Annotated in this window: 24 protein-coding genes; 2 read left to right on the forward strand and 22 right to left on the reverse strand. The window is 50.4% G+C overall.

Features of this window, described 5'->3' with window-relative positions:
• Positions 1 to 56 precede the first annotated feature (56 nt).
• Positions 57 to 3,188: a DUF5107 domain-containing protein gene (locus tag GCU44_RS02755; RefSeq protein ID WP_241684816.1), complete on the forward strand. Its 3,132-nt coding sequence runs from the start codon at positions 57 to 59 to the stop codon at positions 3,186 to 3,188.
• Positions 3,189 to 3,311: 123 nt separating this feature from the next.
• Here GCU44_RS02755 and GCU44_RS02760 read toward each other — a convergent pair whose 3' ends face one another.
• From GCU44_RS02760 to GCU44_RS02785, 6 genes are all read right to left on the reverse strand, one after another.
• Positions 3,312 to 3,851 (reverse strand): hypothetical protein, encoded by a 540-nt coding sequence (locus GCU44_RS02760; protein ID WP_154853512.1) that lies wholly within the window; start codon positions 3,849 to 3,851, stop codon positions 3,312 to 3,314.
• A gap of 5 nt (positions 3,852 to 3,856) precedes the next feature.
• Entirely contained in the window at positions 3,857 to 4,570 is a 714-nt protein-coding gene (locus GCU44_RS02765; protein WP_154853515.1) for a hypothetical protein, read from the reverse strand.
• Positions 4,571 to 4,642: 72 nt separating this feature from the next.
• Positions 4,643 to 5,023: a hypothetical protein gene (locus GCU44_RS02770; protein WP_154853518.1), complete on the reverse strand. Its 381-nt coding sequence runs from the start codon at positions 5,021 to 5,023 to the stop codon at positions 4,643 to 4,645.
• 94 nt (positions 5,024 to 5,117) lie between these two features.
• Positions 5,118 to 6,149, reverse strand: coding sequence for a serine hydrolase domain-containing protein (locus tag GCU44_RS02775; RefSeq protein ID WP_154853521.1), 1,032 nt, complete (start codon positions 6,147 to 6,149; stop codon positions 5,118 to 5,120).
• A 126-nt stretch (positions 6,150 to 6,275) separates the two neighbouring features.
• Entirely contained in the window at positions 6,276 to 7,385 is a 1,110-nt protein-coding gene (locus GCU44_RS02780) for an acyltransferase family protein (protein WP_154853524.1), read from the reverse strand.
• A 16-nt stretch (positions 7,386 to 7,401) separates the two neighbouring features.
• Positions 7,402 to 7,962, reverse strand: a complete 561-nt coding sequence (locus GCU44_RS02785; RefSeq protein ID WP_206670798.1) for an ankyrin repeat domain-containing protein — start codon at positions 7,960 to 7,962, stop codon at positions 7,402 to 7,404.
• Positions 7,963 to 8,193: 231 nt separating this feature from the next.
• Between GCU44_RS02785 and GCU44_RS02790 the strand changes: the two genes are divergently transcribed.
• Positions 8,194 to 10,242, forward strand: coding sequence for a helix-turn-helix domain-containing protein (locus GCU44_RS02790; RefSeq protein ID WP_154853527.1), 2,049 nt, complete (start codon positions 8,194 to 8,196; stop codon positions 10,240 to 10,242).
• A gap of 23 nt (positions 10,243 to 10,265) precedes the next feature.
• Here GCU44_RS02790 and GCU44_RS02795 read toward each other — a convergent pair whose 3' ends face one another.
• The 16 genes from GCU44_RS02795 to GCU44_RS02870 all read right to left on the reverse strand — a co-directional run bounded on the left by GCU44_RS02795 (position 10,266) and on the right by GCU44_RS02870 (position 26,301).
• Positions 10,266 to 10,733: a DinB family protein gene (locus GCU44_RS02795; protein WP_154853530.1), complete on the reverse strand. Its 468-nt coding sequence runs from the start codon at positions 10,731 to 10,733 to the stop codon at positions 10,266 to 10,268.
• A 113-nt stretch (positions 10,734 to 10,846) separates the two neighbouring features.
• Complete coding sequence (locus GCU44_RS02800; RefSeq protein ID WP_241684817.1) at positions 10,847 to 11,602, reverse strand: restriction endonuclease; 756 nt, start codon at positions 11,600 to 11,602, stop codon at positions 10,847 to 10,849.
• A 256-nt stretch (positions 11,603 to 11,858) separates the two neighbouring features.
• Entirely contained in the window at positions 11,859 to 12,227 is a 369-nt protein-coding gene (locus tag GCU44_RS02805; RefSeq protein ID WP_154853535.1) for a helix-turn-helix domain-containing protein, read from the reverse strand.
• A gap of 11 nt (positions 12,228 to 12,238) precedes the next feature.
• Positions 12,239 to 12,535: a type II toxin-antitoxin system HigB family toxin gene (locus GCU44_RS02810; protein WP_154853537.1), complete on the reverse strand. Its 297-nt coding sequence runs from the start codon at positions 12,533 to 12,535 to the stop codon at positions 12,239 to 12,241.
• Positions 12,536 to 12,838: 303 nt separating this feature from the next.
• Complete coding sequence (locus tag GCU44_RS02815; RefSeq protein WP_154853540.1) at positions 12,839 to 15,226, reverse strand: penicillin acylase family protein; 2,388 nt, start codon at positions 15,224 to 15,226, stop codon at positions 12,839 to 12,841.
• A gap of 337 nt (positions 15,227 to 15,563) precedes the next feature.
• The gene (locus tag GCU44_RS02820; protein ID WP_154853542.1) at positions 15,564 to 16,142 is read right to left on the reverse strand and encodes a YdeI/OmpD-associated family protein; all 579 of its coding nucleotides are present in this window, start codon (positions 16,140 to 16,142) and stop codon (positions 15,564 to 15,566) included.
• A gap of 128 nt (positions 16,143 to 16,270) precedes the next feature.
• Positions 16,271 to 16,975 (reverse strand): endonuclease/exonuclease/phosphatase family protein, encoded by a 705-nt coding sequence (locus GCU44_RS02825; protein WP_154853545.1) that lies wholly within the window; start codon positions 16,973 to 16,975, stop codon positions 16,271 to 16,273.
• 19 nt (positions 16,976 to 16,994) lie between these two features.
• Positions 16,995 to 17,855, reverse strand: coding sequence for a GIY-YIG nuclease family protein (locus tag GCU44_RS02830; protein ID WP_154853548.1), 861 nt, complete (start codon positions 17,853 to 17,855; stop codon positions 16,995 to 16,997).
• 441 nt (positions 17,856 to 18,296) lie between these two features.
• A complete protein-coding gene (locus tag GCU44_RS02835; protein WP_154853551.1) occupies positions 18,297 to 18,758 on the reverse strand; it encodes a hypothetical protein in 462 nt (153 codons plus the stop codon).
• A 280-nt stretch (positions 18,759 to 19,038) separates the two neighbouring features.
• A complete protein-coding gene (locus GCU44_RS02840) occupies positions 19,039 to 19,929 on the reverse strand; it encodes a cation diffusion facilitator family transporter (protein ID WP_154853554.1) in 891 nt (296 codons plus the stop codon).
• A gap of 214 nt (positions 19,930 to 20,143) precedes the next feature.
• Complete coding sequence (locus tag GCU44_RS02845; RefSeq protein WP_154853557.1) at positions 20,144 to 21,577, reverse strand: amidohydrolase family protein; 1,434 nt, start codon at positions 21,575 to 21,577, stop codon at positions 20,144 to 20,146.
• Complete coding sequence (locus GCU44_RS02850; RefSeq protein ID WP_161993885.1) at positions 21,574 to 22,245, reverse strand: DUF4386 domain-containing protein; 672 nt, start codon at positions 22,243 to 22,245, stop codon at positions 21,574 to 21,576. The genes GCU44_RS02845 and GCU44_RS02850 overlap by 4 nt, the downstream gene beginning before the upstream one ends.
• 7 nt (positions 22,246 to 22,252) lie before the next feature.
• Positions 22,253 to 22,975 carry a DUF4386 domain-containing protein gene (locus tag GCU44_RS02855; protein ID WP_154853562.1) on the reverse strand — a complete coding sequence of 241 codons (723 nt, stop codon included), beginning with the start codon at positions 22,973 to 22,975 and terminating at the stop codon, positions 22,253 to 22,255.
• Between the two features lie 22 nt (positions 22,976 to 22,997).
• Positions 22,998 to 23,369 carry a DUF6567 family protein gene (locus tag GCU44_RS02860; RefSeq protein WP_154853565.1) on the reverse strand — a complete coding sequence of 124 codons (372 nt, stop codon included), beginning with the start codon at positions 23,367 to 23,369 and terminating at the stop codon, positions 22,998 to 23,000.
• Positions 23,366 to 24,406 (reverse strand): NAD(P)-dependent alcohol dehydrogenase, encoded by a 1,041-nt coding sequence (locus GCU44_RS02865; protein ID WP_241684818.1) that lies wholly within the window; start codon positions 24,404 to 24,406, stop codon positions 23,366 to 23,368. The genes GCU44_RS02860 and GCU44_RS02865 overlap by 4 nt, the downstream gene beginning before the upstream one ends.
• A 107-nt stretch (positions 24,407 to 24,513) precedes the next feature.
• The gene (locus tag GCU44_RS02870) at positions 24,514 to 26,301 is read right to left on the reverse strand and encodes a tetratricopeptide repeat protein (protein WP_154853568.1); all 1,788 of its coding nucleotides are present in this window, start codon (positions 26,299 to 26,301) and stop codon (positions 24,514 to 24,516) included.
• Between the last annotated feature and the right edge of the window lie 458 nt (positions 26,302 to 26,759).

Below are 26,759 nucleotides of genomic sequence, written 5' to 3' on the forward strand. Positions count from 1 at the left end.
TACTTTCCTTCGCTTTTCCTCTGGGTATTTTTGGCTGGTTTTTCGTACATTTAACCATGTTTGTCGCACCCATATTTCCGAAATACCTGCTAACCCTGTTAGCAGTTTTCCTCAGCCTATCCCTATCCTGGGGACAAGAAACCCGTATGGTCGAGGCGCCCGTTAGTTATACTACCTATCCCTATTCGGATCCAAGCCCGGTACCCTCCCTTGTGTACAAACCGGACATCTATCCCTATTTCCGGTTTGAAGGATACAGCGTCGATCCGGTAAAAAAAGAGTGGAATCGGGTCAGCCTGGAAAACGATTACCTTCGGATAACGGTGATGCCTGAAATCGGCGGCCGGGTATGGGGTGCTGTGGAAAAATCTACCGGCAAAGATTTTATTTACGAAAACGAAGTCGTTAAATTTCGAAACATTGCCATGCGCGGTCCCTGGACCTCCGGTGGGATCGAATTTAATTTTGGCATCATTGGCCACGCCCCCTCCACGGCCTCACCGGTGGATTACATTACCTACGAAAACGAGGACGGCAGCCTAACCTGCGTGGTGGGAACCATGGACCTGCCCTCCCGGACGCAATGGCGGGTAAAGATCAACTTACCCAAAGATAAAGCCTATTTTGAGACGGAAGGGATCTGGTACAACCCCGAACCCCTGCGGCAACCTTACTACAACTGGATGACCGCAGCAGCTCATGTGGGAGACGATCAGGAATTCTTCTACCCCGGACACATCGCCCTGCAGCACAGCGGCGCCCTGATGGACTGGCCCGTTCAGGATGAAAGAAAGGTGAGCCTGTATGCCAACAATGCCTTTGGCTCCAGCAAGTCCCACCACATGGCAGGTTCCTTTCAAAACCACTTTGGTGGGTATTTTCATGATCAGGGATACGGTTTTGGCCATTTTTCCAGTTACGACGACATGCCCGGCAAAAAATTATGGCTCTGGGCGCTGTCCCGCTCTGGCGGTATTTGGGAAGACCTGCTGACCGATGAAAATGGGCAGTACATGGAATTTCAGGCAGGCCGGATGCTCAACCAATTTTCCCCTTCCAGCCGACAACCCAGCCCGCTGACCAAGGCCGGTTTTGCCCCCTATACCCTTGACCGGTGGACGGATTATTGGTTTCCTGTCAAGCAGATTGGTGGCATCAGTGCCGTTAGTAAGCAGGCAGTCTTTTTTGTCAAGGAGGAAAACCAAACCCTTACCATTGCCATCAATCCGCTTGAGCCGATTCAGGAAAACCTGCAGGTCTACATCAATGACCAGCCCGCCCAAATCCTTCCCCTGAGAGGAAAACCCATGGATGTCATTACCAAAGAGGTGGCCCTGGACGGTCCGATTCAAAAGCTGGAATTGGTTTTGGGCGCGGAAAAGGTCTATTCCTGGGCAACCGAAGACCCCATGAAATTGAGCCGATCCTTTGAGAAAGCCGGCGCGGCGCCCCTGTCAGCAACCGAAGCCTTGTATTACAGCGCCCGACAAGATTATTACAGTCGGGCCTATCCCGAAGCCCAGGCCAAGTACGAGGAAATTCTCCGGCAAGAGCCCGGGCATCAGCAGGCCAACATCGATTATGCCGAGCTGCTCTTTCGTTTTGGCCGGTACGAGCACGCATTGGCGCAAATCGCCCAGCCCCTGGCCACGGACTTCTTTGACCCCCAGGCAAATTTTGTTGCCGGTAGTATTTACAGGGCAATGGACCGCCCCATCGATGCACTGGAAGCCTACGGATGGGCTTCGCGGTCCATGGAATTCCGCTCTTCCGCCTATACGGCCATGGCGGAGATCCATCTCACTGAAAACAATCTGGAAAAAGCATCCGACTATGCCCGGAAAGCGCTGGATTTTAATGTGCATAACATTATGGCCTACCAGGTGCTGGCCGTCAAGCACCGGCTGGCGGGAGAGAAACAGCTTGCCGCTGCCGTCCTCGAGAAGCTGTGGGACATCGATCCCCTAAATCACTTTATCCGGTTTGAACAATACCTGAACGACCCCAGGCCAGAAGCACTGGAAGCCTTCCATTCTCTGATTAACAATGAATTTCCCTATCAGACCCACCTGGAACTGGCAGCTACCTATCTAAAATACAACCGCAAATCCGAGGCCTTGCAGGTCCTTACACAAAGTCCACCCCATGCCCTGGTAGATCTGTGGACGGCCTTTCTCGACGAGAACCAACAGGACTCGAGCCTGGATGCCCTGCTTGCCAAAGCCATTGCCTTTGTGCTGCCTTACCGGAGAGAAACGCTCGCTATGCTAAAGCAGGCCCGTGAGAAACGAAACCACTGGAAACTGGATTATTACCTGGCCTTAAACCAACTGGCTGTAAACGAAACAGCGCAGGCGGCCGCGCTTTTGTCCGGAATTGGCGAAGCGGCAGACGATGCTGTCTTTTACCTAAATCGTGCCTTGCTGCTCGAGCAATTGGAAGGGAAAGACCCGCTGGCTGATCTGAAAAAAGCCTGGGAAATGGACACATCGCAGTGGAGACACTGGCAGCACCTGGCCCGGTATCGGGCCGAAAACGGACAGGAAAAAGAGGCGCTTTCCTTGCTGAAAGAAGCCACGAGTAGGTTTTCGGGAAATTATGTACTGGAAATGGATTACATCCGGGTACTCAATAGCCTGGGCCAGTACAAAAAGGCAATGGCCCTTCTCGACAAAATCCATGTACTTCCGTACGAAGGAGCCGGGGAAGGACGGGCGCTCTTTGAGACGGTTTACCTGAACGCAGCCTTGGAGGACATGCAGGCAAAACGCTGGAAGTCCGCCCGTACCAAACTGGAAAAATCCCTGGAATGGCCAGAAGATCTGGGTGTAGGAAAACCGTTCACCACGAACGAAACCGTGCAGGATTACTTGCTGGGACTGGTAGCCAAAGCCCAGAACCAGGAGGACCTGTTCCGCTCCCACATGCAACAAGTGGTAGCCGCTACGGCCGACATGTCCCTCAGTCGGCCCGAGCAGTTGCTGGGGTTATTTGCCCTGGAAGCCCTGGGGGAAAGCGAGGAAGCGTCCGCTCTTTGGGAAGAAATCCAGAGCGAGGGGGACGAAGAAACGGTCGGTTTTATCGACCGACTCTACGCGGATAGCGAACAGGCAATAGGGTCCAAATCGGGCAATCGCCGGGAAGCGCTCCTGGAAAAGGTAGCAGCAGTAAGGCGGGACCTGCGGTAAGTTGCCGGCAATCGAATCCAGGGATCGGTAGAATAAACCGTAAAGGCCCTCGCCCGGTATACGATTATTTACCTGGCTTTCGGGAGGCCAACCTGTAGCCCCATGGGAAACATAGGGAACGGTTCATCTGTTTTCCGCCGCTTGTAGCTGCTTGAGAATTCGTCTGATTTTTACCTTAACCGAAGCGCTCACTTTTTCCAAGGAATCTTCGCAGAGCAAGCGAAATTCATTTTTTAGCTCGGGAAAACGTTTAACAATCTCAAAATAGGCCGCAAAGGCGGAGGCTTTGACAAACGGGCGATCAGACGACAAATGCTTTCGAACCACGGGCTCCAGACGCCCCGCCTGAGCTGCGGTCAGGGGTATTTGGGGAATCATTTGCAGCAGGTGGAGCCGACTTTCCCAAAAGCGAAGTCCTGCCAATTTTTTTACGAGTTGGTCGACCTGATCGGATGATACCATTTCACCCTGATCAATATGATGTTTCAGCACCCAACTGCTGGAAACCTCCACGGCCTCCTCTGTTTCCAAAAGGGCGAGGGTGGCCGGGATAAAAGACGGGTCGTCCCGATTTTCCTGGTATAAGTTTTTCAAGTGAGCCGTATGGGTCCCGTTCCATTGCATGAAGGCCGCTTTCAGCGTGTTTTCGTACGAATCTTCCATGGACTTTACCTTCGGTGCCTTTCTTTCCAATCGTCCATTTCCCGAACTGTTTCCCCATCGCTAATTACACCGGTAATGAACTGTATATACAAGCAGTTCGCTGCAACCTCTTCATCGTCGGTTTTGGCCAGGATTTTTTGCAATACTTCTTCCAAACCACTTTCTATTTCATCGTCGTAAAAAGAATAATAATTTACCAATCCTTCCAGCGCTGCCGCGCACTCCCCCATGTTTTTGCTGCGGACGGAGGATAAAAAAGCTGGTTTCGCTTCCGGGATAGCATAGTAGGTGATCAAATCTGCCAGAATTTCCAAGGCCCCGGCCCTTCTTACCTCCGCTGCTTTACTACCATCGTTCGGTAGATCCAAGAATTTTAATGCCAGGCCCAACAACTGCGAACAAATCCTCCTATCCGATTCCGGATAATGCGTATCTGCATGCAACGCGATCCACTCGTCCCCATCCAGATGCGTCTCTATCGACATGTGAAGCGGAATATCGCAAACCAACTGCCAAATCGTCTTCTCAAGAACACGTAGTTTTATATTCTTGCTCCCAGCCATTTTTACCAATGCTTCCCCTATTCGTGGCAGTTCTGCTTCCTGGTTTTTTCCGTTCAGTGATCTCGACAGATAGGGGTAGACAAATCTTCTATCCACTTCGGTTATTTCCCCAGCAACAAGCCGGTCAATGTACTGACTAAATTCGTTTCCGTTCATTTTTATCGGTTATCCAGTTTACTTGCTTCCTGCGAGTCTATCCATGGAGTCATTACCGTCGACATAATTTCCTCAGGGCAAAGCCAGCACCAGACTGCTGATCAACTGCAGCAGAACCACCGGCACCCAGATTCGTTCAATTTTACTGGGGGTGATGGCATTCATAACGGTTCCCAATGCAAAAAAAACCACCATTACCCAAATCCCTACCGAGGAAATGGATTGGAGCTCCGGAAACACCCGACCTGCCCTTACCCAGGCAATGACCAGCATTCCTCCCAAAATCACCGCGTTGACTATGGCCACCAGCCTCATTTTCGGCGGGTATTTGCCGGGGTATTTGCCACCCATGGAGGCGGCACCCCAGGGCATGCTAGCCGCCAGGCCAAGCTGAAAAAGGATCACGATTCCTGTAAGGGCAGTGAAAAGGATAAGGGATGCCGTTACTATCATTGTTTTTCCTTCAATTTACTAAAAATCCATTTTCCCGGGTTGAAAACAGGTAAAAAATCCACATTCATCGAAACAAACCGCTTACGTTCTTCAATCAGGTTCCGTATCGCTTGCGAAGGATTTTACCGATCCGATTGAAGGTGATTTCCGATAATCCCCAGGTGTATCCGTCAAAATTCGTCGTATTTACCAACTGGATCACCACGGTATCGATATCCTTGTAGTACCGGGCAAAGCTCTGGTAACCGGGAATCAGGCCGGTGTGCGCGTATACGTAAATGGAGGAATAGACTTCCTGTTCCTCCTCCGTCATCAGGGACCCGTCGTTTAGTGCCCGGAGGAAGGTACCCACATCCCCGGCGCTCGCAATCATGGAGCCATAGTCTGTGGTTTTGATATCGTCCTCCACACCCACGTAATACCCACTCATCAGATCCTCCAGATTTATTTCTTCCAGGGAACCGAACGTATGCTTCAGCCCCAGGGGGAGGAAAATCTGTTCCTGCATGTAGCGAAATTTCCCATACCCCACCCGCCTTTCGATCAGCTGGGAAAGCAACAGGTAATTGGTATTCGAATAGGCGTAGGCAGCGCCCGGTTCAAAATCAGCCGGCATGTCGAGCACCCGTGCCAGGGCCTCTTCGTTGCTGCCGGGCGGATTGATCCAAAAATCGGGTGTATCCGTGAAATTGGGAATCCCACTCCTATGCTGCACGAGCATGCGGATGGTAATCTGTTCGGCATGTTCAATTCTCCCTGCCAACTCGGGGAAATAATCCACAAGTGTGTTGTCCAGGGATAGAAGCCCCGCACTGACCAGCTTTGCGATGAGCACGGCATCGTACAATTTGCCAATACTGGCAATTTTAAAGAGGGCATCGGGCCGGGCAGGTAGTTCCGCTTCGCGGTTGTGCCAGCCCGCGGCGTAAAACTCCGGTTCCGCTCCCTTTCGGTCCACATACACGAGAATGCCATCAAAATCGTGTTTCAGCGCAGCCTGTACTTCTTCCCCGACCGTATCCGGCATTGGCGCCAACCAGGCAAATAACAGCGTCCAGGGCACAAAGTACAGGGAAATCGGTGTCCCGATAAACAACAGGACTCGGGTGATTTGTTTCGCATTCATCGTTTCAGCTTTCTGTTTCAATAACCCAACCTGACTGCTTTCAGGCGGGCTCGTTTGGGTTTTTCCTCGTTATCATCCTGGGCCCATGGCCCTGCTACCTCCCATTTTTTATAGCAGGCAACGTCATTATCCGGGAATGGTACCTTCCGTTTCTATTGCCCGTTTGCCAGGCATCATGGCCCGGCTGGGTTGCTTCTTCATTCCAAACAAGGGACCGAGCAACCCAATTCTGCGGATAAGTCCCTCGTAAAGAAGAAAACATCCGGCAAAGGTCAATCCGCAAATCGCGATAAATTTGACCCAGCTTGGAAGGGCCAGTGGCAAAACCAGAGCAGCTACCGCATACAAGACCACCATGTGGAGGATATAGACCGGGTAGGCCGCCTGACTCAAGTACCTTAGCGATCTACTGGGTCGGTTCAGGTAGCAGTAGCCCAGACCAAAGATGCCAAAAATCCAGCAATTGGACTCCAGAGCCAAAGCATATCCGGGCAGCATGGTTTCAAAAAAGATGAGCCGGATCAGGAAAGAGGTCAAAGCCACTCCAAGGTATAGCCATTTCCATTGCCCTACCGTTTGCCAGAAAGCTTTTCCACTGTAGACGAATAGAAAGCCAAAGAAAAAGGCCAGAAATCCCAGGAAAAACCCATGCCAGGTCAAGGCATACATCTCAAATACGGCTGGTCGAAGAAGGAGCGCCTCCAGGACAAAAAAGACCGAAATGCCTAACAGGCCGATCGGATGGCCCGTGACAGCAGACAGTCCCTTCCTGAACACCCGTAGCGACTTTCTCTTCAGCAGAAAGAAAAGAGGTGTCAACACCAATACATAGACAAAGATATTTCCCAGAAACCACAGGTGACCCGGATGCGGATAATACTGCAGCGGCAAGGTATAATGATACTGGAAAACAAAGACGTGCAGCGGCGCGATGGCAAACACACCAAACACAAAAGGTAGGAGAATTCTTTTCGAACGTTCTATTACCAATTGCCAGCCATTTCTTCTCCGGATAGCAAAATAGACACCCATCCCGGACACGTAAAACAGGAAGGGTATGCGCCACACGTTCAACAGGGACATCGGTTTCCACAGCCCCTCCATCGGTTCGTTACTTCCGATAAACCCGATAAAGCTGGCCCAGGGCTGAAACACAATCGCTATGTGGTAAATCAGCAGCAAGGCGATGGCCACTACCCGCAGCCAATCAATATCGTATCTTCTTTCGGTTTCCATTTCCTTCATCCTATCGTTATTGTAGCATCATGGCAACGACGGGCCGGGTCCTTTCCAGTTCCCTTAGGTCCAATTGCAAGCCCAAGGGGCCCAATTGCGTTTGCATCAGTTCATATACCGGCTTGACGGCTTCAAACGGCCCCATGACGGTCTCCCTTGGCGTAGCTCCGTATTCGTTTCGAAGGGATGTATCTGCTTCCGCATCCAGCAATGTCTGAACCGTTTCCACACGGCAGAAAAAAGCAGCCACATGCAGGGCCGTGGACCCATCGTTATTTCTTGCCGATAAGTCCGCACCCGCGTCAATCAATTGCCGGGCGATTTCGGTTTTTCCAAAGGTGATCGCGGAGATAAGGGGCGTGGCTCCACCCATCGGTTCCTTTTTATTGATATCCGAACCTGCGTCAATGTGCTGCCTAACGACAGCTACATTTCCTTCCAGTACTGCGGCATGGATATCCATATCCGGTATTTCTATCCCATTTTCATTTTTCCTTTCAGCGGATGGGGAACAGCCGAACGACAAAGCGAGTACTAAGCCCATACAGACAAACGCATTGATTCTTTTCGTTTTCATTGACTTGTATTTTTTTGGTTGAAATCTTACTTGCTACAAAGCTCGTCGAAGTGTCGAAAGCCGGTGTAAGCGGCATGTTGCCAAAAGCATTAAATTTGCAGCGCGCATAAAAATTATGGTGCAAGAATATAAATTATGACGCATCAGCGCGTTTTCCGGAAAGGAAAGGGCTGCTTTCCATCCCTGCGTATTGTCGGAATTATTTGTAAATTCGTTCGTTAAAGCATCCTCATGTCCGACCTATCCATTTCCGGTGAAGCATTTATCGATGCCGTAGAGGCCATTGTCCTGGACAATGTTTCGCGGGAAGACTTCGGGGTGTCTGAACTGGCGGAAGCGATGCACATGAGCCGATCCAACCTGCTCCGGAAAATCAAGAAATACACCCATCTTTCCGCCAGTCAGTACATCCGGCAGGTGCGTTTGAAAAAGGGAATGGAATTACTGAACCAAACTTCGTTAACCGTTTCAGAGATTTCCTTTGAGGTAGGCTTTGGCAGCACTTCCTATTTTATCAAATGCTTTCGGGAACAGTACGGCCATGCGCCCGGTGAAGCCAGAAAAGCGGGTCGGAAAGTCCCTGCCCGCTTGCCGATCCTAAAAAAATACCGGATGCCTTTTTTGGCAGCCTTAGTGGTCCTGGCGCTTGCCGGAGCCTTTTTTTTGGTGAAAAACGGGCTGCTGTACAGCGAGAAGCCGCTGGAGAAGTCGATAGCCGTCTTGCCCTTTAAAAACGAAAGCAGCGATTCCTCCAACCTGTATTTTGTCAATGGGTTGATGGAATCCGCCTTGAGTAAACTACAAAAGATCGAAGACTTGCGGGTGGTGAGTCGAACCTCGGTGGAACAGTTCCGGAACACCGACCTGCCGGTTCCGCAAATCGCCGAAACCCTTCAGGTCAGCTATATCCTGGAAGGTAGCGGGCAGCGGATTGGGGATCGGATAGTACTAACCGTTCAATTGGTGGAGGCGGAAACCGATCAACCGGTTTGGGCGGGACAATACAACCGGCAAGTGGGGGACATTTTTGCCTTGCAAAACGAAATTGCCGGCGAAATCACCGATGCCATCAAGGTAGTGGTGACGCCTGCAGAACTAGAACGTATCGAGAAGCAGCCAACAGACAACCTCCTCGCCTACGAATATTACTTGCAGGCCTTGGACCGGATGTACGAACAAAACCGGGAGGGGCTACTTGCGGCCATTCCCCTGCTCGAGAAGGCAACGGAGGAAGACCCGGAGTTCGCATTGGCTTACGCCAACCTGGCCATTGCGTACTATTACCTCGACATCTATCAGATCGAGAAACAGTACACGGATCGCATCAACAACTACGCCGACAAGGCGCTCTTGTATGACTCTAAATCTGCCGAAAGCCTGATCGCCAAAGCACTTTACTACCTGCATACAAAGGAGTTTCGTCTGGCCCTGCCTCACCTGGAAAAAGCATTGGAATACAATCCCAACTCCTCTTCCGTAATACAGTTGCTTGCGGACTTTTACGCTCGCATTACGCCCAATACTGCCCGGTATCTGGAATACGCCCTGAAAGGCGTTCAATTGGACGTCGGCGGACAAGACTCGGTCACAAAAAGCTATACCTACCTGCACCTAAGCAATGCGCTTATTCAAACCGGCTTTGTAGACGAATCCATCCGGTATATCAACCGCTCGTTGGCATTTAATCCGGACAACGAATACGCCCCCTTCCTGCATGCCTATATTCTGTATGCCAAAGATCGGAACATGGAGCGCACCACGGACAGGCTTTTGCAGGAATGGCAACGAGATAGCAGTAGGCTGGACATCCTTCAGGAAGTGGCCAAAATGCATTATTTTCAGGAAGACTATGCCAACGCCTTTGTCTATTACGAGCAGTTTGTTACCGAAAGGGAAAGACAAGGACTGGGCATTTACCCCCAGGAGGATATCAAAATCGGGACGGTGTACGAGAAAATGGGCTACCCCGAGCGTGCGGGGGAGTTTTTCGATGCCTATGCCCGATACTGTGAGGAGGACCAATCCATTTACAAAAGCGCCAGCATGGCTGTATTGCACGCACGTGAAGGCAAAATAGAAGAGGCCATGGAGCAATTACGCATTTTTTCCAACCAGGACAATTACCAATATTGGATCCTTTTATTTTTCGAAAAAGATCCGATCATCGCCCCCCTAAAGGATCATCCGGAATTTGAGACCCGGATGCAGCGGATACAGAGTCGATTTTGGGAAAACCATGCAACACTCAAAAAATCACTGGATGCCAAAGGATTGATTTGATGGCAGGCGTGTTTTAGTTTTTTTTAGCCCCATATCTCCGGACGACTGATTTTCATCGTTCGTAAATACGAAAGGAACTGTCCTGCGTGTACCGATTCGTGGTAACCAATCCGTAGTAGATAGGCTCCAAGAATTTTTTCCTCACCATTTCCAGGGTGAACGATTTTGGTTTCGGTTAATTCCGTATCCGAAAATTGGCCAACCGTTTTTAAAAACGCATTTCTATGGGGTTCGGCAAATTCAAGTTCATCGGCAACGCTGCCAAATGGTCGATTTTTCCAGGGTGTTTGGTAGTTTATCATACACTCATTTCTGATGATACGATTCCATCCATAATCGGCTTCCAACACGTGCCTAACCATTTCTAGGGCAGTCATGGCTTTCTCGTCGGGTTTCCAATGATAATGGCTCTCCGGAAGACCATTCCAAAGCTTAATGCTTCGTTTCCTTATTTCTGTAAAATGTAACAATATCAGTTCAGATTGAGTCATTTTCTTCGTTTTCGGGAATGCCGTTTCGCAGTACAGCCACGTCCTACGCAAGAATCATCGCTTTGGTTGGTGCGGTCGGCGTATGGGGACATGATTTTTTATAAAGGAAACATCTAGTCCATGAATGATTTGAAGTAAAGGAGGTTTACTTCATAGATAGTTCGTGGTATTACTCCTAGTTCAACTTTTTCAAACATTTCAACAAGCTTTTGCCCATCAACAAGTTCAATTTGGGGTGCACCATCACGATTGGCTTCTTTGATTGAGTCATTTGAGAACGTTCCAGTTGTCAAAATGATGCCTTTTTCAGCTCTTCCAATCATGGCATTTCTGAAATCCCCCACCTGAGCTATTGAAACGGTTCCTTTGTATCGTTTACATTGAAATAGTACTTTGAAACTGACAAAGGGGTTAATTTCGAGCGTTCCATAACCGTCTATTCCCCCGTCGTGAGAAGCACCTGTAACCACCACGTTCTCAAATCCATGTTCTCGTAGTAACTCACGACAAACCTTTTCGAAACCAGATGGACTCAATTGTTGTAATACTTCAAGAAGTTCGGGTGAAGATTCCTTTTCGTATTCTTCAGGTGTATTTCCTTCCTGATCTTCAATAACTTTTGATCGTCCCTTTTCTTCTCTTGCCTTTCTGTGAAAATCCACCCATTTTAGGAAGAAATTCCTGGCTTCTTGCTCAGTAAGTATTGTCTTCTTCCCTTTATCGGTTAATTTCCAAGTTCCGTGTTTTGAGGAGTCTAACAACCCTTCCCACACTAAATACTGGCGAGCCCAGGCAACTTGGTTGTGAAATTTGTTTCCACCAGATTTCAGGGTTTCATCAAGTACTTCGTCTGATAAGTTAAGGGTCACCGTCTTAAAGGACCCCATCGGTCAACGAAAAACGTAAATTCAGTAACTCTTTCAATCAGCCTACGCCAAGAAATCAGAGACAGGAAAACCCGTAGTAATCCAAGTAACCAGCAACCCTTCAATTATTCGTTGGAGTTTGCCCTGAGCACGCCGAAGGTTTCAACGGTCACGGTTAACAACAGTTGGTATTCAGGTATTGAATTAAGTTACTTTTTCAATTACCAATTGTTTGTTAACCGATGTTACCCTTTGCTTTTTACTTCGACAGCTGATAATTATTCACAAGCACTGAGGCGGAAATATGTAAAATCCGTTCCAATTCTCGAATCATATCTACTGTCAATTTTTTCTTTTTGTTTAAGATTTCCGAAACCCTGCTTTTTCCACCAATAATACCTACTAAATCTTTTTGTTTAAGATTCATTTCCTCCATTCTTATTTTTATTGCTTCAATTGGATCTGGAGCTTCAATTGGATAATGTTGGTTTTCGTAATTCTCGATTAGGAGTGATAAGATTTCCGCTTCGTCTCCTTCTTTTGAATTTGAGTCGGCATCAAAAATTACTTCTAATCTCTCTAAAGCTTGTTCGTAATCTTTTTCTGTCTTTATAGGCTTTATTTTCATAGTCGTTTGTTTTAAATCGTATCAGCATTTATTTTATCATACTCGGCGTGAGTTCCCACAAATCTTATAAACGCCCATTGTCTGTCAAAGTTAAACTTAACAATCAGTCGATAGGAATTTCCTTTTATATTAAAAACTACTCTACTATCTTTTAGAATACTTGCATTTATGTACGTTTCTTTAATATCGTTTGGTGACTTCCAATTTGATGATTTCACGGTTTCATACCAGGTTTTCAAATATTGCTCGGAATCGGAATGTTTCTCCCAAAATTCACGTAGAGTTCTTTTTGCAATTATTCTTTTCATAGATTGATTTCTACGACAAAGATAATTAAACGTTCTCTATTTTAGAACATTTGTTGTCAGTTCTTCTTTTGTGAAAATAAAGGGTAACAACCGGATACAGCCATGTTTCAGTAGGGAATTGCGTGCATAGGTACGATACCCGACGTATCTCAACCGGTTTGAAATTGTCAAATTAAGAAACTCGGAGGCAAAAGCCAGCAGTCCGGTCGCCTTTTGAAAAGAAAATAGGAAACCAAAGGTACCAAGTCTCCAAAAGGAACCCTTCTCACTGGCTCTTTATCCATGCAGCCAACACGGTCCCTCTTAGTTCTCTGGTGTCAGAACCGTTCTATCCACTGCCGCGGAATCGATTTTTTCCCGGGAATAGTACAGGGGAAAGTACGCGTCCCTGGCCCAGGCTTCGAATAAATTGTCGTAAAAGGGACTGTCGGGATCGCCGGACTGCCCGGGGGCATTGGTTGCCTGACTGGCGTCCCAATCGCCCGTATTCACAATGATCCGAAAGGATGCACCCGAACTCTGCCGGTTATTGCCCCCCGTGGAGCCGGGCGTATAGGCATTGCCGCCCCGCGGCAGCGGACCGAGGTTCAGTTGGACATTCACTTCCTCGGTACCCAGCATTCCCAGGCTGTGCACCAGGTAGGCATGCTTGAACCGCTCCTGCCCGTACTGCCAGTTGTCCCGGTTCTTGCCCAGATTTTCCTCCAGGTAGGCCAGCCCCTGCCCAAAGGCATCGGCCAGCAGGCGGTCCCTGCCGGCCTCCGGATCGGGCCCAAAGCGTTCGTCCGGGGTAGCGATCCAGTCCATGATTTTCTTCAATTGGATCCGGCCAATGGTCTCTCTTCCGGCCTCCGGCACAAAGCGTTCGCTGGCCAGGCGCAGCAGCGCATTTTCAAAGGCCACGTAGATGGCGGCCGGAATGGAATTCGGGTCCAGCCTATGGTCCCAGCCCCGGAGCCGGTCCCGGTCCTCCGCGGCCTTACCGAAAAGGGGAAGATCCAGTAGGTAGGGTACCAGCACCCGGGCGGGAATGCTCTGGTAGTCTACCTGCAGGGCTTTCATGTCTTCCATATTCAGGGCATTGTTCGCTTCCAGTACTTCCTCCACCCGGTCGCCGCGAAAGGGGTCCGACCAGGAATAGCCGATCGCTTCCCAATGGGTATAGTCGGCAGGGGTCACGTTCTGGTTAGCGGAAGCAAAGTAGCCTTCCGGGGGATTGACGGTATGGGGCTTTTCGGGGATGGGCAGGTAGCCCTCCCACTCGTAGCGCCCGTCTCCGGGCACGGGCACCAGGCCGCTGAAATTCCGGCGAATGGGCGCAATGCCCACGGCCTGCCAGCCAATGGTACCGTCCTTGTCTGCCCAAACCATGTTCTCACCCGGAATATGACTGTAGGCACAGGCCTCCCGAAACTCTTCCCAGCTTTTTGCCTGGTCCATGCGCAGGGAGGCCAGGTAGGGAGCCCCTCCGGGTTCCAGCCAGGCACAGCGTACCGCATAGGCCCTATGATGCACGGAATCTACATAGGTCACCGGTCCGTGACGGGTGTAGCGCAGGCTAACTTCCTGATCCTCTTGGCCCTTTACTGAGATGGTCTCGGTAAGGATCTCCATGTCTTCCCAGGCCCCATCGTAGCGGTATTGGTTGGGATTATCGGGATTCAGCTCGTACACGTACAGGTCCTCTCCGTCCGTCCGGAACACGGTCAGCCCCCAGGCCCCGTAGCCGTTATGGCCGATGGAGATGCCGGGGATCTCGGGTTCCCCTCCCCCGATTACATCCCATCCGGGGGCATTCAGATGCACCATGTAGCGCAGCGAGGGGACGGCAATGGTTCGGTGCGGATCGTTGGCCATGTAGGGATGCCCGGTGGCCGTACGCGAACCGTCCACCACCCAATTGTTGCTGCCCAGGGAAAAAGGCGCTTCCTCTGCGGTCGGTGCGGTTTCAGCTGCATCTCCGATCGCCGGATTGCGGAATTCGGGCAGGATATCCCCGGGTTTGAAGGCAAGGGGTTTTCGGTAGGCATTGTACAAGCCGAGAATATCGTCAAACAGCAATTCGGGCTCGATCTGCGGATCCAGGGCAAGATCGGGCTCTTTGGGATGAAACCACTTCAGTTCTTTGACCTGCGCTTCACCCAGGCGCGCCACGGCCCGCCCCAGGTCCAGTTCCTCGTTGATATTGCCCAGCAGCCCCTGGTGCCGGGAAATCACCACCTCGGGGGTCCATTTTTCCGGCAGGATACCCAGCATTTGGAACGGCAGGGGAAGCCGGTCGGGCGTAGACCGGATTTCTTCGATGTAGGCATTGACGCCCTCCGTGTAAGCGGTGATGATCGCCTCTCCTTCGGGATGGTAGTGATTCATCTCCTCCCGCATGTCTCCGCGAAACCGAAACAGCCGGGTGCCGATGTCCCGCTGCAATTCGGCCGCTCCCAGGATATCGGCTACCGTGCCGGTGGCCTGTCGCCTCCAGATCTCAAATTGGAAAAGGCGGTCCTTGGCAGCGGCATAGCCCTGCGCAAAAAACAAATCGTGTTGGTTGTTGGCATAGATGTGGTTGACACCCCATTGGTCGCGGACGATTTCTACGGGTTCCTGCAGGCCGGGAAGGGAGATCCCTTCGGTAGGCTTTGATTGGCAGGCCCATAGCAGGGGCAGGAAGAAGGCAAGGACAAGGACTCTCATGAGTTTTCTGGTTGGTGCGGTGAACGAAAGAGGGGAAAAACAAGCGAACAGGGACGCCTGACCAAGCCCTCCCGCAAAGGACTGTCCTTTGGCGGGGATCGACCGGAATACTTCTTCTGCGCCAAAGGGAGCCCATCCCCAGGGCAAGAAACTTCGGGAGGAAGGGCCACCCATTTTTCCCTGCCTTCAATATACGGCAAAAATACGGATTGCCGCAATGGGGGATTTACAGCATAATTCCAGAGCGCTGCATACGAACAGCAAAATAAGGTAGCGCGTTCGCACCTTTTTTAATAGCCGGCCGGCTGCGGGAACGGGGTGGCGGATTAAAAAAGGACTAGCTCCCCGGTAACTTTTCACTCCTGGCAGCCAGCTGGGTGAGTTGCTCGATTCTTTTTTGCCTGGTTTTCTCGGTCCGGGCCAGTTTGAGCCATCTCAGTACAAACCGTTTGCTGGAGGGATTGATTCCATTAAAAAAGGCGGTCGCCCCCGAGTAGGTCGCGAGCGCATCGGACAGATCTTTGGGAACCATCAATTGATCTACGTCCTCCATAAAATCCCAAAGTCCGTTTGCTGTGGCGCGTTCAATGGCTTTCAAACCCGATTCGTGCATGTTCCCTGCCGCGATAAGTCTCGCTGCCCGCTCTTTGTAGGTTGCCGCCCAATGTTCCGCCTTGCGTTTTGCAATCAATTGCATGGTCCGCTCCTCGTCCAGCTTGCGCCGGATGCCATCAATCCATCCAAAACAAAGCAGCTCATCGAGCACCTCCTCTCTTGAAACGTAGCGTTGCGGGTCGCTTTTCTTCCAGGTGACAAGCCAAATACTCTCCTGTTGCCGGTGATGCTGCAGGAGCCAGGACCGGAGTTCTTCCGCAGAAGAAACCTCCACTTTTTCGAAATTTTCGGTTTTTGTCATTTTCTTTTTGTGCAAATCCACACCTGTTTACAATCGGTAGGTCAGGCAAGACGTGAAATTCTAGGCATTAGTAATTCAATCTCTCCCACCAGATGGCATCTGCATCCATTAAATTCAGCAGTAATACTTTAAAATTCGAGAGTGACAGGCAAATGATCGCTGAAATAAAGCCACTGCGATTGTTCTCCTACCGAAATCACTGATTTGTTTGTTAGGAAACCCTTGGATAAGTAAAAATAGTCTATATGGTAGGGCTTATCGGTATTTCGTTGTAGAAAAAATGTCGGTTTTTTTTCGTTTCCCGGTGGTTCTTTCGTCAATTGGTGATAAGCACTGACTACTCCGATCGCTTCCAGTTGATTAGAGCAATCCGAGTGGTTCCACCATCGATCCCATTTATCCCAAATCACATTGCTGTTAAAATCGCCTGCAATAATGATGTTCTCGAATTTATCCTTATTGATTTGAAGGTATTTCCAGAATTGCCCGATGTATCCGAATGTTGGTGAGTTGTTATAATGTGTCCAAACGGCCAGTAGCTGAATTTCTTTATTCACCAAACAAGGAAGGAAGTGTTTTACCAAGTGATCTTCATATTGATCGCTCCAATTCAACGGTTCGAGCGTATAGGAATGAGAAGCAAAAATTCCAATTCCCTTGTTTTTATTTTCGCCAGCCCACAGGTGGTTCTCAGACCATTTACGGTAAAACTTGTCGTTAGACCGCAACGGGTCCTCGCATTCTTGTATCAGGTAAATGTCGGCATCCAGGGTTGAAATCTCATGGAATTTCTTTCTCAATGCGCCATTGCAATTCCATGTCACCAATTTCATTTAGAAAACGTTTTTAGTTTTAGGTGGCTTTATTGGATTCAAATTCTTTTAATGTAATTCCGCTGTTCAATTTCCACTCCGTAAGTCCATTTGCATTTCTTCCCATTACCATCACTGCAGCGGTTGATGGACTAGAAAAAACGTAATCTTCTGAAAACTCAAGCCAGTTTTCGTTTCTTACCAATATACCGTTTTCGATGAGCTGCTCACGCAGTCTCTTGAAATTGTCCGTCATGGAAGGTACAATTGAATTTGCTGCTTTCGAACCCAGAAAGACTACAAAGCCATCCGATGTGGGTTCTCCTTTCGCATCCGCTCCCCTGGCTGCTTTGATGAAAAAGGTCTCTGATGCCTCCTGTTTAGGGGTTTTGAGTTCTCTTTTGACCTCGAACACCTTGTGCCCGAGCGTATTGATAAGCGTTTTGATATTCTCTATGAACTCCTCCATTTCCGCCCTATCTGATTCAGCAATGGAGGATTGTGTGGGTATTGTGGCATTTTCAATATGGTATCTGTTTACAATCTTCGCCAATTCAAAAAGCCTGTTTTCAAGGTACTTTATATGGGCTTTATTCAAATTTTCATCCTTACTAATAAACACAATAGCTTCGTTCCAAAAGTCCTTCTGAGTTAGGTGCTGGATCAGTCGTTTGAAAACCGTTTCTGCTTCACCGATATATACCAGATCTTTACCGGTCTCATCTTTACCAAAAAGCAAATAAATGCCAGGGTTGAGCAGGTCGGGTCTATCCGAGCAATCCTTAATTTTGATTCGTGGAATTTTATATGCCTTTCCTGTCCAATTTGAAAGTTCACACGTCATTCTGCCGTTAGGTTCTCCGTCGATTAGAAAAAGCTCAATGGTTTTACCAAATTTCATAGTCAATTATCAACGTGTATATCAAAAACCTTGGTTCAAGAATCATTGGGTTAGCTAATTTCTTATATGTAATTCCAGTCCTAAATTAATCATTTCGCACGAGAATTCTATTTACGTACTCCATTCTGTTCTCTCAATAGCTTTTAAAGCCGCTTCGTACAACCGGTTCGTTGCAGGATTCGGGGGTTAATCTGACGGCCGATTGCTCCATCCCCAAAATACCGGACAGCCCTGGCAGTAACGGTGCGGGGGAAAGAAGCAGGTACCGCTGCACCGGCTGCTGTTTCCGGAATCCGTTTTTGGTGAACTGCCTCTAGCTGTTGCTTCGGTTGCTAGCTCCCCACTCTCTTCTCCTCTGCGGGTGCACGGAGCGTATCGAAGGAATGGCGCTTATTATGGACCGCATCCTGCCAGCCGCAGCAAAGAGCAGTAGCTGGCGGTTTACTCCCTATCGAATTCGAATTGCCTGCCTTCTTCTTCTGCCCTCTTATCCATCCCGGTGCCGATGGCCATCCCGATAACCATGCCGATGGGGAGTCCGATCGCTAGGAAAGCCATGTTGCCAAGGCTGGACCCCAATGTAAGCCCCATGGGCAGCCCGAATAAGACCATTCCAAGTGCCAGCCACTTATTGCGGTAATGGTTTTTCGGGACCAGGTGGTGTTTCTGTTCCATTCGCTGGATGAGGTAAATTTGAAGTTTTTTACTTGCTTTTTGCCAATTCCGACCGGTGTCCGACACCGCGTTCATCCGATCAATTTCATCGTTTATTTCGACGATGGTTTCATCGGGCAATTCCTTTGCACGCAATGCCAACAGCAGTTTATCGAGGCGAGCGTACGCCGCATGGGTTTTCCTGTTTTCGGCAATGGCGGTTCGTTTTTTAAGGGTTTTTATTTCCATGGTTTTCTCTCGTAAAATTCGGGGAAGCGCAGGTCTTAACAGGCGAACAGCATGTGCTCAAACCTGAAGCGGTCGCCTACCCCGGTTTTTCGTGAATGGGCTAGCATTTGCTCCCAAAAGTGCTCCTTTCCGACTTCGTCGATTGCCTTTTTCGGATTTTCAATCCAATAGAACGACCGGTTTCGAACAAAATTCGGTACACCATCGCCAGGGCAATCCCTGCATTCCCAAAAAGAACAGCGACCCGCAGCAGATTCGGGGAGCAGCTGCCAGGAAGCAATCAGGTCGTATCCCTGTACAGTTCACAGGTATTGGAATCCAATTCCAGCTGTAGGGTATGGTGATGAAAATCGTAGCCCTTCAAGGCCTCCCGTGCGCGCTGTCGTACCTGATCTACTTTGCCGTATTCCGAAATATTCTCCAATACAAGATGGGTCGTGAATACATGGCGGGTACCATCGAGGGACCAGACATGCATGTGATGAATCGATTGCACGTGCGGCAGGGCCTGAAGTTTTGACCGGATCTCTTCCAGGTCGATTTTTCGAGGAACGCCTTGCAGCAGCAAATAAAGCGTCTCCCATAACCTGCGACCCACTCCATACAAGATAAAAAGGGTGACGCCGATTGACAGCGCGGGATCCAGAAAATACCAATCTTTAAATTGCAGGACAATGGAGACAATCAGCACGGCCAGCCAGCCCAATATATCTTCCAGCAAATGCCAGCTAATGACCTTTTCGTTTAGGGAGCTTGCTCCCCGGATTCGCCAGGCTGCGTAACCGTTGGCCGCCAGACCAATCACCGCTATCCCCATCATCCACAAGGACTGTACCGGTTCGGGATGCTGCAACCTTTCCACCGCTTCCAGGAGTATGTACACCGAACCACCGATCAACACCAGCGCATTTACCAAAGCTCCCAGCAAGCGAAAGCGTGCATACCCAAAGCTAAAGGTATCCGTTGCCCCTTTTCGCGAGGCCTTATTTTCGAGATACCATGCCAGCCCCAGGGAAAGAGCGTCTCCGAAATCGTGCAAAGCATCTGAAATAATGGCAATGCTATTCGTAAGAAACCCACCGGCAATTTCCAGACAGGTAAAGGCAAGGTTTATAAAAAAGGCGATTTTCAGGTTTTTCGTTCCCCCTGAATGTTCATGCGAATGGGCCATTGCTTACTTTTCTCTGGTTGAAATCCATCTAACACCCTTATGGTGTTAACACGGCAGCCATAACTCTCTGTAAAAACAGGTCCCAGTCGCCCTGGGCATAGTGGTCTGCTACGAAGGCTACACCATAAATACCGGTACGAAGCCTATCCGCACAGGAAGGAAATGGTGTAGGTCACGGCCGCGCTACCTCTTTGCCAAAACACACTCGCCGGGCTCACCGTTCCCGCAGCAAATACTCCCCGTAGCGCAGGACCGAGGGTAGCAGGTTCTTTCGGTTCCGGGCACGATCGGTAAAGCCCTCCAACTGTTCCCGGGAAATGTGGCGCCCGCCTACCCAAACCCCCAGCGGTTTCCGAAGCGTGTTTGGATCTTTTAGCGGATTGCCTTCCACCAATACCAGGTTGGCCTTCTTGCCCACCTCCACCGTGCCGGTATTGGCCAGAAAGTCATGGGTTTTTGCCGGATTGACGGTGGCGGTTTGTAGCGCCTCAAAAGCACTCAGGCCGGCTTCCCGGTAAAAGGCCAGCTCCTGATGCATCGAGACACCGGCCGGAGTGATGCCAATGCCGGCATCGGTACCGGCGACCAGGTTGACACCCGCCTCCTGCAATTTGCGAACGGCAAGCAGGTGAAAGCGGTGCTGCGCCAAAATCTTGCCTGCCAGCAGGGAATCGCCCGTTGCTGCCCCTGCCCACCGTTGGTACTGGGCCTCGCTATCCACCATCCGGATGAGTGGATTCATGAAATTCAGTTCGGGGGCCTCCAGTATCCGTGCTTCGGTCAGCAGGCGGTAAATATTGAAATACACGACCAGCGTGGGACAGTGTGCGGCCGAGGGAAAGGAGGCGTAGTCTGCCACTACCCGGTCCAAACCGGCGGTATCCAATTGGTAGTTCAGGGCCTGCTGCACGATGTCTTCTGTATGTTCCACGCTGACAATCTCCTCCCGCAGGTGTGCCGCATAGGGAAGGGCCGCCGAGGGATGGGCGGCGATGTCCAACTCCTGCAATCGGCACTCCTCCAAAATGGCCTCAAAAAGCTCCGGCGTCAGTCCATTGTAGGTTTTGATAAAATCATAGCCCCGGGCCTTGTAGCTTGCCACCTTTTCCCGGGCCTGCGCTACAGAAACAAGTTGCAGGTTATCGTCTCCCGCGTAATCAGACCCGGTCAGCTTGGGGCCGGAGGTATAGAAGTCCGGCGCCAGCAATTCGCCCTGGCTTATGGATTCCTTCAGGCGCAGGTGCATGGGCTGCCCCCAAAGGTTTCGGACGGAGGTTATCCCGTTCGCCAGGTACAATCCCAATTCCTGGGCATCCCAGACGTGCACGTGCATGTCCGTCATACCGGGCATCAGGTACCCCTGTTCCCCGTCGATAACCGGGATCCCGGGCGCTTCCAGATCGGGAGCGATCGCGGCGATCTGCCCCTCCCGGACCAGCACCCGTTGGTCGGTGACTACCGTATCGGACGTCATGGGTACGATTTGTACGTTTTTGATGAGGTAATCGCGCTGCTGCCAGGCGGCATGCTCCGTTATTTTCAGGTAGGAAAGGCTGCGTTGCTCCAGCAGGATCGCCGCCAGCAGCGTCAGTAAAACGACCTGCAGCAACCCAAACGCGATCCAGCTTACTTTTTTGACTCGTTTCATGACAGGCTGGCAACTGGTTGAGAAAAACGCCGACCGACACCTCGGTAAAGCAGCCAAAAAGCAAAGCCAATCTCGGAAAGCGCCATGGGTACGCTCGCCACCGTTTCAATCATTGAAATGGACTCCGCATGGCTGGAAAAGACCATTCTGGCCAGGTGAATACCGATATAGCAACTACCTGCCACCAGCAATAACCCCCCAAAATAAGAGGGCACGAACCGCGCGCGGAGGGTTAGGTAACCCAGCCCGAGCAGGTGAAACCCAAACAGGATCAATCCCTGGGACCAAACCGTTTCAAAACGCTGCAGCGCCAGCAGTACTTCGGCAGGAGGGGCAGCTGTTTCCACAAGGGCGAGCGCCTCCACCAAATGGGCAACTGCCGCCAGCAATACGAACGCATACACCACCCGGATCAGGGCAGTGAGCGCCGAAAGGCGGGGATGGACTTCCCTCAGAAATCCATGCAAGCTGCCTGCTACCAGTAGGTCCAACAACACAATCGCTCCCCAGGCCCCAATTCCGTAGCGGAAAAGCAAAGCCGAGGACTGCAGGTTGCCATAGGTTTCCTCCGGACTGCCTGAATCGATCAGGCCCCCGTATACATGCCCGTAGGCGAAGCCCGCTGCCAGGGCCATGGCGATCAGTGACAGCCCGGATAAACGAGCCATATTTCGTTTAGTTCGATTCATCCGCTTTCAATGTACTGGTAAAAAAACCTTTTTTCAACAAATACCCGGTAAGGGTGACTTCTCCCAGGATGGCCGTTACTCCCACCAGGGCGGCCAGCCAGATTTCGTTACCGGGAGCTAGAAAATTGCCAAGCGATTCCATTTCGTAACCAATGCCTGCCAACATCATCAGGAGCCCCAACCAGCCGGGCAGGGAAGATCGGTACAGCAGGAGACCCAGAAGCAGACAGTGAAGGCCAAAAAACGTCCCGGCGATCAGGTAACCGACCCGATGGGCCTCCATAAAGAGTAGACTCATCGATTGAAGTTGCGGTGCGTCAAATCCTGTGAGGAAATCCGGTGCCAAAGCGGTCTGTAAGGCCAGGTAATGATTGAGCAAATTCAAGCTACCTATCGCCGGATGAGCCAGTAGCCGCAACACCATTGCCGTCAGCGCCAGCGTCTGCCCATAGGCACGAAACAACTTGAACAACAATATCGAAATGATCGCATCCAATAGAAAAGCCACCAGATCGAATACCAATCCCAGGCGAAACAAGCCTTCCTCGCCCGAGATATTCAGGGAGGTGGCCACCGCATCATCCGAAACGATCAAACTACTCCGGATGTACCCTTGACTGAAGCCAGCCAAAACGATTACCAAAAGGTACATGAGGCCCGTTTGCCTCATGTACACCTTTCTTTCCGATCGTTCATCTAGTGGATTCATAGCGAAATATCCGTATCCACGTTTACTTGGTGAATTCCACCACCGTCCCACTCACGGTCAGGGTGCGCTTGTAGTAAAAGGGAGGTACCCCACCCACATGTTCTTCGGTAAGGATATTGGTAAGGGTACGGCTACCGGATGTCAAATCTGCCTCCTTCAGCATGGCCGCATAGGCTTCGTTGTAGAGGTTTTTCCGATTCGTCCCGCCAAAAATCAATACGTAGTCGACCGATGCCGATCCTTTTACCTGTCCCAGTACCTCAAAATTTTTGCTGCCCAGGTATACTTCGGTGCTGTTTTGGTTTTGGTTTAAAATCCAGGCCTGATTGACGCCACAAGATCCCAGCCCGATAACTACCATCAGGGCAATAACTGCAATTCGTACGTTTTTCATGTTGTTTGTTGTTTAAGCTTTGAAATGGATTGAAAGGATGTAAAATCCTCTGAGTTGATAATAATGATGTTTCCTTTTTTGTGACCGGAGTCGATGTATTGGTGTGCTTCGGAAAGCCTTGCAAGCGGGTATTGCCGGTCGATCACGGTCCGTAACTTGCCCGCTTGCTGCAGCTCCAGCACCTCCGCCAAGAGCATGCGAAGCTGATCTTCGGAAAGCAAGCCGGTCGCTGCAAAGACGGCTTTTTTGGACGAAAAGAACCGGGTAAACAGCATTTGCGCCAGCAGCGAGAATTTGAGTACGGGGGAATAGTAGGTGCCTTGTTTTTTCAATACCCGTTTGCATTCGGTAAAGGAGCGTTTGCCCAGGGTATCGAAGATGAGGTCGTAGCGGTTGTCACCTCGTGTAAAATCTTCCTTTGTGTAGTCCAGCACACGACGGGCACCCAGGGATTTTACCAGGCCCGCGTTCTTGCCGCTGCATACCCCCGTGACTTCCGCGCCGAGGTGCCGGGCAATCTGTACAGCGGCCGTACCCAGGCTTCCGGAGGCGCCATTGATCAGAACCTGATCTCCCGGTTTTACCCGACCGAGACACTTTAGGTAATTATAGGACGTCAGGTGGCCATCGCAGAAGGTGGCTGCCTCGGAAAAACCCAGTGTTTCCGGTAGGGGCAGTACGACGCAGTTGGCCTTTAGGGTCAGGTATTCCGCATTGGCACCAAATCCAAGGGTGGTCTCACCAAAAACCCGGTCCCCGACCTGGAAGTTGCGGACTTCGGCTCCTATTCCTGCAATGTATCCGGCAAATCCGGTGCCCGGTATGGAGTTTTTTGGTTTTAATAGCCCCAGAAAAAGACGTGCAAACCAGGGCTTCCCGCTTCGCATCATGCCGTCGGCTGTTGTAGCCGAGGAGGCGATCACTTTCACCAACACTTCATCCGGGGCAGGCCGGGGCTTGCTAACCTGCTGCAATTTCAGGACGGATGCAGGGCCGTATCCGGTCGCCCGGATGGCTTCCATTTTTTCGTTGTTCATGACGTTACCTTGTTGATTCGGAACAAAGTTGCGCCAGGGAAGCATGACAAAAGTTCGGGAAAAGGAAAAAGAGGTTCGGAATTATAATCCGGAACCAATTAATCGGATTAATGCCTGTTTTTCTGAAATTCTTTGGGGGTCAGGCCGGTCTCTTTTTTGAATACGGTATTGAAAACCGTTTTGGAATTGAAACCACTTTCGTAGGCCAGGCCGATCAGCGAAATGTTTGCATTGCCGGAGTCTGTTAGCAATTTTTTGAAATGCGCCACCCGGAAGCCGTTGATATAGGTGTTGAAGTTTTTGCCCAGCTTTTCATTCAGTAGCCAGGACAGCTGGTTGGGGTGCATTTCCAGTTGGTTGGCAAGGGACCGAAGGGAAAGGGAAGGATCAAGAAAGGGGCTCTCTGTTTCCATAAATCCCTCTAATATCCGGAGGTATTCAGTTGCTTCAGCTTCGTCAAGTACTGCACTATTGCGCTTAACAGCCCTGATTGAAGGATTCGAAAGGAGGTAAATTCGCTTCTCGTAGTCCTCATATTCGAGGTTGTGCCGCAGAGGAGCTGCAAGCGGATCACCAAAAGCAAGCAAAAGAACGGAAGACCGGTGTTTAAATAATTTTTCCAATACGGAAAATGCCTTTTTGTCTTCGTTTAGCGCAGCATACACTAGAAACAGATAGGCATGCGCCTGAAAGGAAGTATCCCGGGATGCATTCCCCTCCAACTCGTCCAGAAGGGCAGGATATTTTTCCGCGGCTCCTTGCATGACCCAAAGCAGGCAGGCCAACCCCAACTTTTCATCCGGCATGATCCCCTCCGCCGGACTGCCAAAAATCAGCCTTTCTGCCCGCTCAAAGGCACCACTTTTAAGGAGCACATAAATCAGCGTGATGAGTGCCGGTAGGTTTTTGTCGTTTGCTTCCAATAGCTGCTCGAGTAATACTTCTGCCTGATCAAGGGAATGAGAACGGTACAAAAAATACGCCTGATAAAATTTTGTTTCTGGGTTCAGCGGGTCGATGGAGCGGGCGTAGCTCAAATGTTCCTCTGCCTTCTTCAAATCGTCCTTCAGCATAAACAGAAACGCCAGAAACTGATGGCCCTCCGCATAGGTCGGTTTGCTGGCAATGGCCTGTTGACCAAACCGCATGGCGCCGGCAAAGTCTGCCTCGGTAAAAAAGGCCTGATTGGCAAGCAGGTAGTTGAGTACTGCGTTACGGGGATCGATTTCGGTGGCGCGCTGCATGGATTCCATCGCCTTTTTCCAAGCTAATTCGCGCGGAGCAAAGCCGGCCACTGCCAAAAAACTATAGGCATCGGCAAGACCGGTGTGTGCGTCGATCAGGCCCGGGTCAATCTGGAGGGCCTTTTCAAAATACCCGATGGCCTGGTTGGCGTGTTCGGGATTCCACTTGTTAAAAAGTGATTTCCCCTGTAGGTAGTACCGGTAGGCCTCCACCTTCCCGGTGGGGGCCTGGACCAGTTGATCGGCAATATCCAGATGCCCAAAGTGTTCGCGCAGCTTGTCGGCAATCCGAAGGCTGATTTCATCTTGAATGGCAAAAATGTCTTCCAACTTTCTGTCCCAGCTTTCGGACCAGAAATGGGAGTCGTCCGACACCTGTATTAACTGAGCGGTGATGCGCAAGCGGTCGCCACTTACCCGCAGGCTTCCTTCGAGTAGGTTGGCCACATCCAGTTCACGGCCTATTTCTGCCAGCGGCCGGTTTTGCCCTTTAAAGTAGAAACTAGAGGTCCGCGAGGTCACTTTCAGCTGTTCGATTTTAGCCAGTGCATGGATGATTTCCTCCGTAATACCGTCGCAAAGATAGTCGTTCTCTTTTCCGGGACTCATGTTGACAAAAGGCAACACAGCAATGGATTTTGGATGGGTCATCGTTCGGTTTCGTTGCGCTGGCAGGCGTACGGTTGGAAATTTGCAAATGAGTGGTCGAAGTTATTGATTTTTTTTGAAAAGGCGGCGATCTGGCCAGGTTGGCGCGGACCAGGCCTGCTTAAAAAAGGCTATCTCAATGCCCTTAATTCATGCTGCTGGTGTCGTTTTATTGCGTACGTGCCAGATTCAAATACCCTGAACAGTGAGAGGAAACCAAAGCCGCTATGGTAGCTGGCACGCCCAAGAAAGACCAAAGCTTCAGCTCAATTCTTTTGGATCAGCTATAGCTACCCAAGTGGGGCAGGTCAAACGTGGCATGGATTGTACTTGTTTTTCAAGAAATCTGTCACCTTCATTTCGAACTCCAGGTAGGGCGGAAAAATCGTACTTATCAAACCTATCAGTGCTGATATAAAAATGTTTGGGCAACAGGCATCAACGATCATTTCGTTTTCCCG

The sequence above is a fragment of the Cyclobacterium xiamenense genome, assembly GCF_009467825.1.
GTDB classification, from domain to species: Bacteria; Bacteroidota; Bacteroidia; order Cytophagales; family Cyclobacteriaceae; genus Cyclobacterium; species Cyclobacterium xiamenense.

Bases quoted from the DNA above. Each gene is read 5' to 3' on its own strand.
- GCU44_RS02755 (WP_241684816.1), top strand. From the start codon at position 57: ATGTTTGTCGCACCCATATTTCCGAAATACCTGCTAACCCTGTTAGCA.
- GCU44_RS02855 (WP_154853562.1), bottom strand. From the start codon at position 22,975: ATGAATCCACTAGATGAACGATCGGAAAGAAAGGTGTACATGAGGCAA.
- GCU44_RS02835 (WP_154853551.1), bottom strand. From the start codon at position 18,758: ATGGAAATAAAAACCCTTAAAAAACGAACCGCCATTGCCGAAAACAGG.
- GCU44_RS02870 (WP_154853568.1), bottom strand. From the start codon at position 26,301: ATGACCCATCCAAAATCCATTGCTGTGTTGCCTTTTGTCAACATGAGT.
- GCU44_RS02865 (WP_241684818.1), bottom strand. From the start codon at position 24,406: ATGAACAACGAAAAAATGGAAGCCATCCGGGCGACCGGATACGGCCCT.
- GCU44_RS02815 (WP_154853540.1), bottom strand. From the start codon at position 15,226: ATGAGAGTCCTTGTCCTTGCCTTCTTCCTGCCCCTGCTATGGGCCTGC.
- GCU44_RS02790 (WP_154853527.1), top strand. From the start codon at position 8,194: ATGTCCGACCTATCCATTTCCGGTGAAGCATTTATCGATGCCGTAGAG.
- GCU44_RS02830 (WP_154853548.1), bottom strand. From the start codon at position 17,855: ATGAAATTTGGTAAAACCATTGAGCTTTTTCTAATCGACGGAGAACCT.
- GCU44_RS02765 (WP_154853515.1), bottom strand. From the start codon at position 4,570: ATGAACGGAAACGAATTTAGTCAGTACATTGACCGGCTTGTTGCTGGG.
- GCU44_RS02860 (WP_154853565.1), bottom strand. From the start codon at position 23,369: ATGAAAAACGTACGAATTGCAGTTATTGCCCTGATGGTAGTTATCGGG.
- GCU44_RS02795 (WP_154853530.1), bottom strand. From the start codon at position 10,733: ATGACTCAATCTGAACTGATATTGTTACATTTTACAGAAATAAGGAAA.
- GCU44_RS02785 (WP_206670798.1), bottom strand. From the start codon at position 7,962: ATGAAAACGAAAAGAATCAATGCGTTTGTCTGTATGGGCTTAGTACTC.
- GCU44_RS02845 (WP_154853557.1), bottom strand. From the start codon at position 21,577: ATGAAACGAGTCAAAAAAGTAAGCTGGATCGCGTTTGGGTTGCTGCAG.
- GCU44_RS02760 (WP_154853512.1), bottom strand. From the start codon at position 3,851: ATGGAAGATTCGTACGAAAACACGCTGAAAGCGGCCTTCATGCAATGG.
- GCU44_RS02810 (WP_154853537.1), bottom strand. From the start codon at position 12,535: ATGAAAAGAATAATTGCAAAAAGAACTCTACGTGAATTTTGGGAGAAA.
- GCU44_RS02805 (WP_154853535.1), bottom strand. From the start codon at position 12,227: ATGAAAATAAAGCCTATAAAGACAGAAAAAGATTACGAACAAGCTTTA.
- GCU44_RS02840 (WP_154853554.1), bottom strand. From the start codon at position 19,929: ATGGCCCATTCGCATGAACATTCAGGGGGAACGAAAAACCTGAAAATC.
- GCU44_RS02820 (WP_154853542.1), bottom strand. From the start codon at position 16,142: ATGACAAAAACCGAAAATTTCGAAAAAGTGGAGGTTTCTTCTGCGGAA.
- GCU44_RS02780 (WP_154853524.1), bottom strand. From the start codon at position 7,385: ATGGAAACCGAAAGAAGATACGATATTGATTGGCTGCGGGTAGTGGCC.
- GCU44_RS02825 (WP_154853545.1), bottom strand. From the start codon at position 16,975: ATGAAATTGGTGACATGGAATTGCAATGGCGCATTGAGAAAGAAATTC.
- GCU44_RS02770 (WP_154853518.1), bottom strand. From the start codon at position 5,023: ATGATAGTAACGGCATCCCTTATCCTTTTCACTGCCCTTACAGGAATC.
- GCU44_RS02850 (WP_161993885.1), bottom strand. From the start codon at position 22,245: ATGGCTCGTTTATCCGGGCTGTCACTGATCGCCATGGCCCTGGCAGCG.
- GCU44_RS02775 (WP_154853521.1), bottom strand. From the start codon at position 6,149: ATGAATGCGAAACAAATCACCCGAGTCCTGTTGTTTATCGGGACACCG.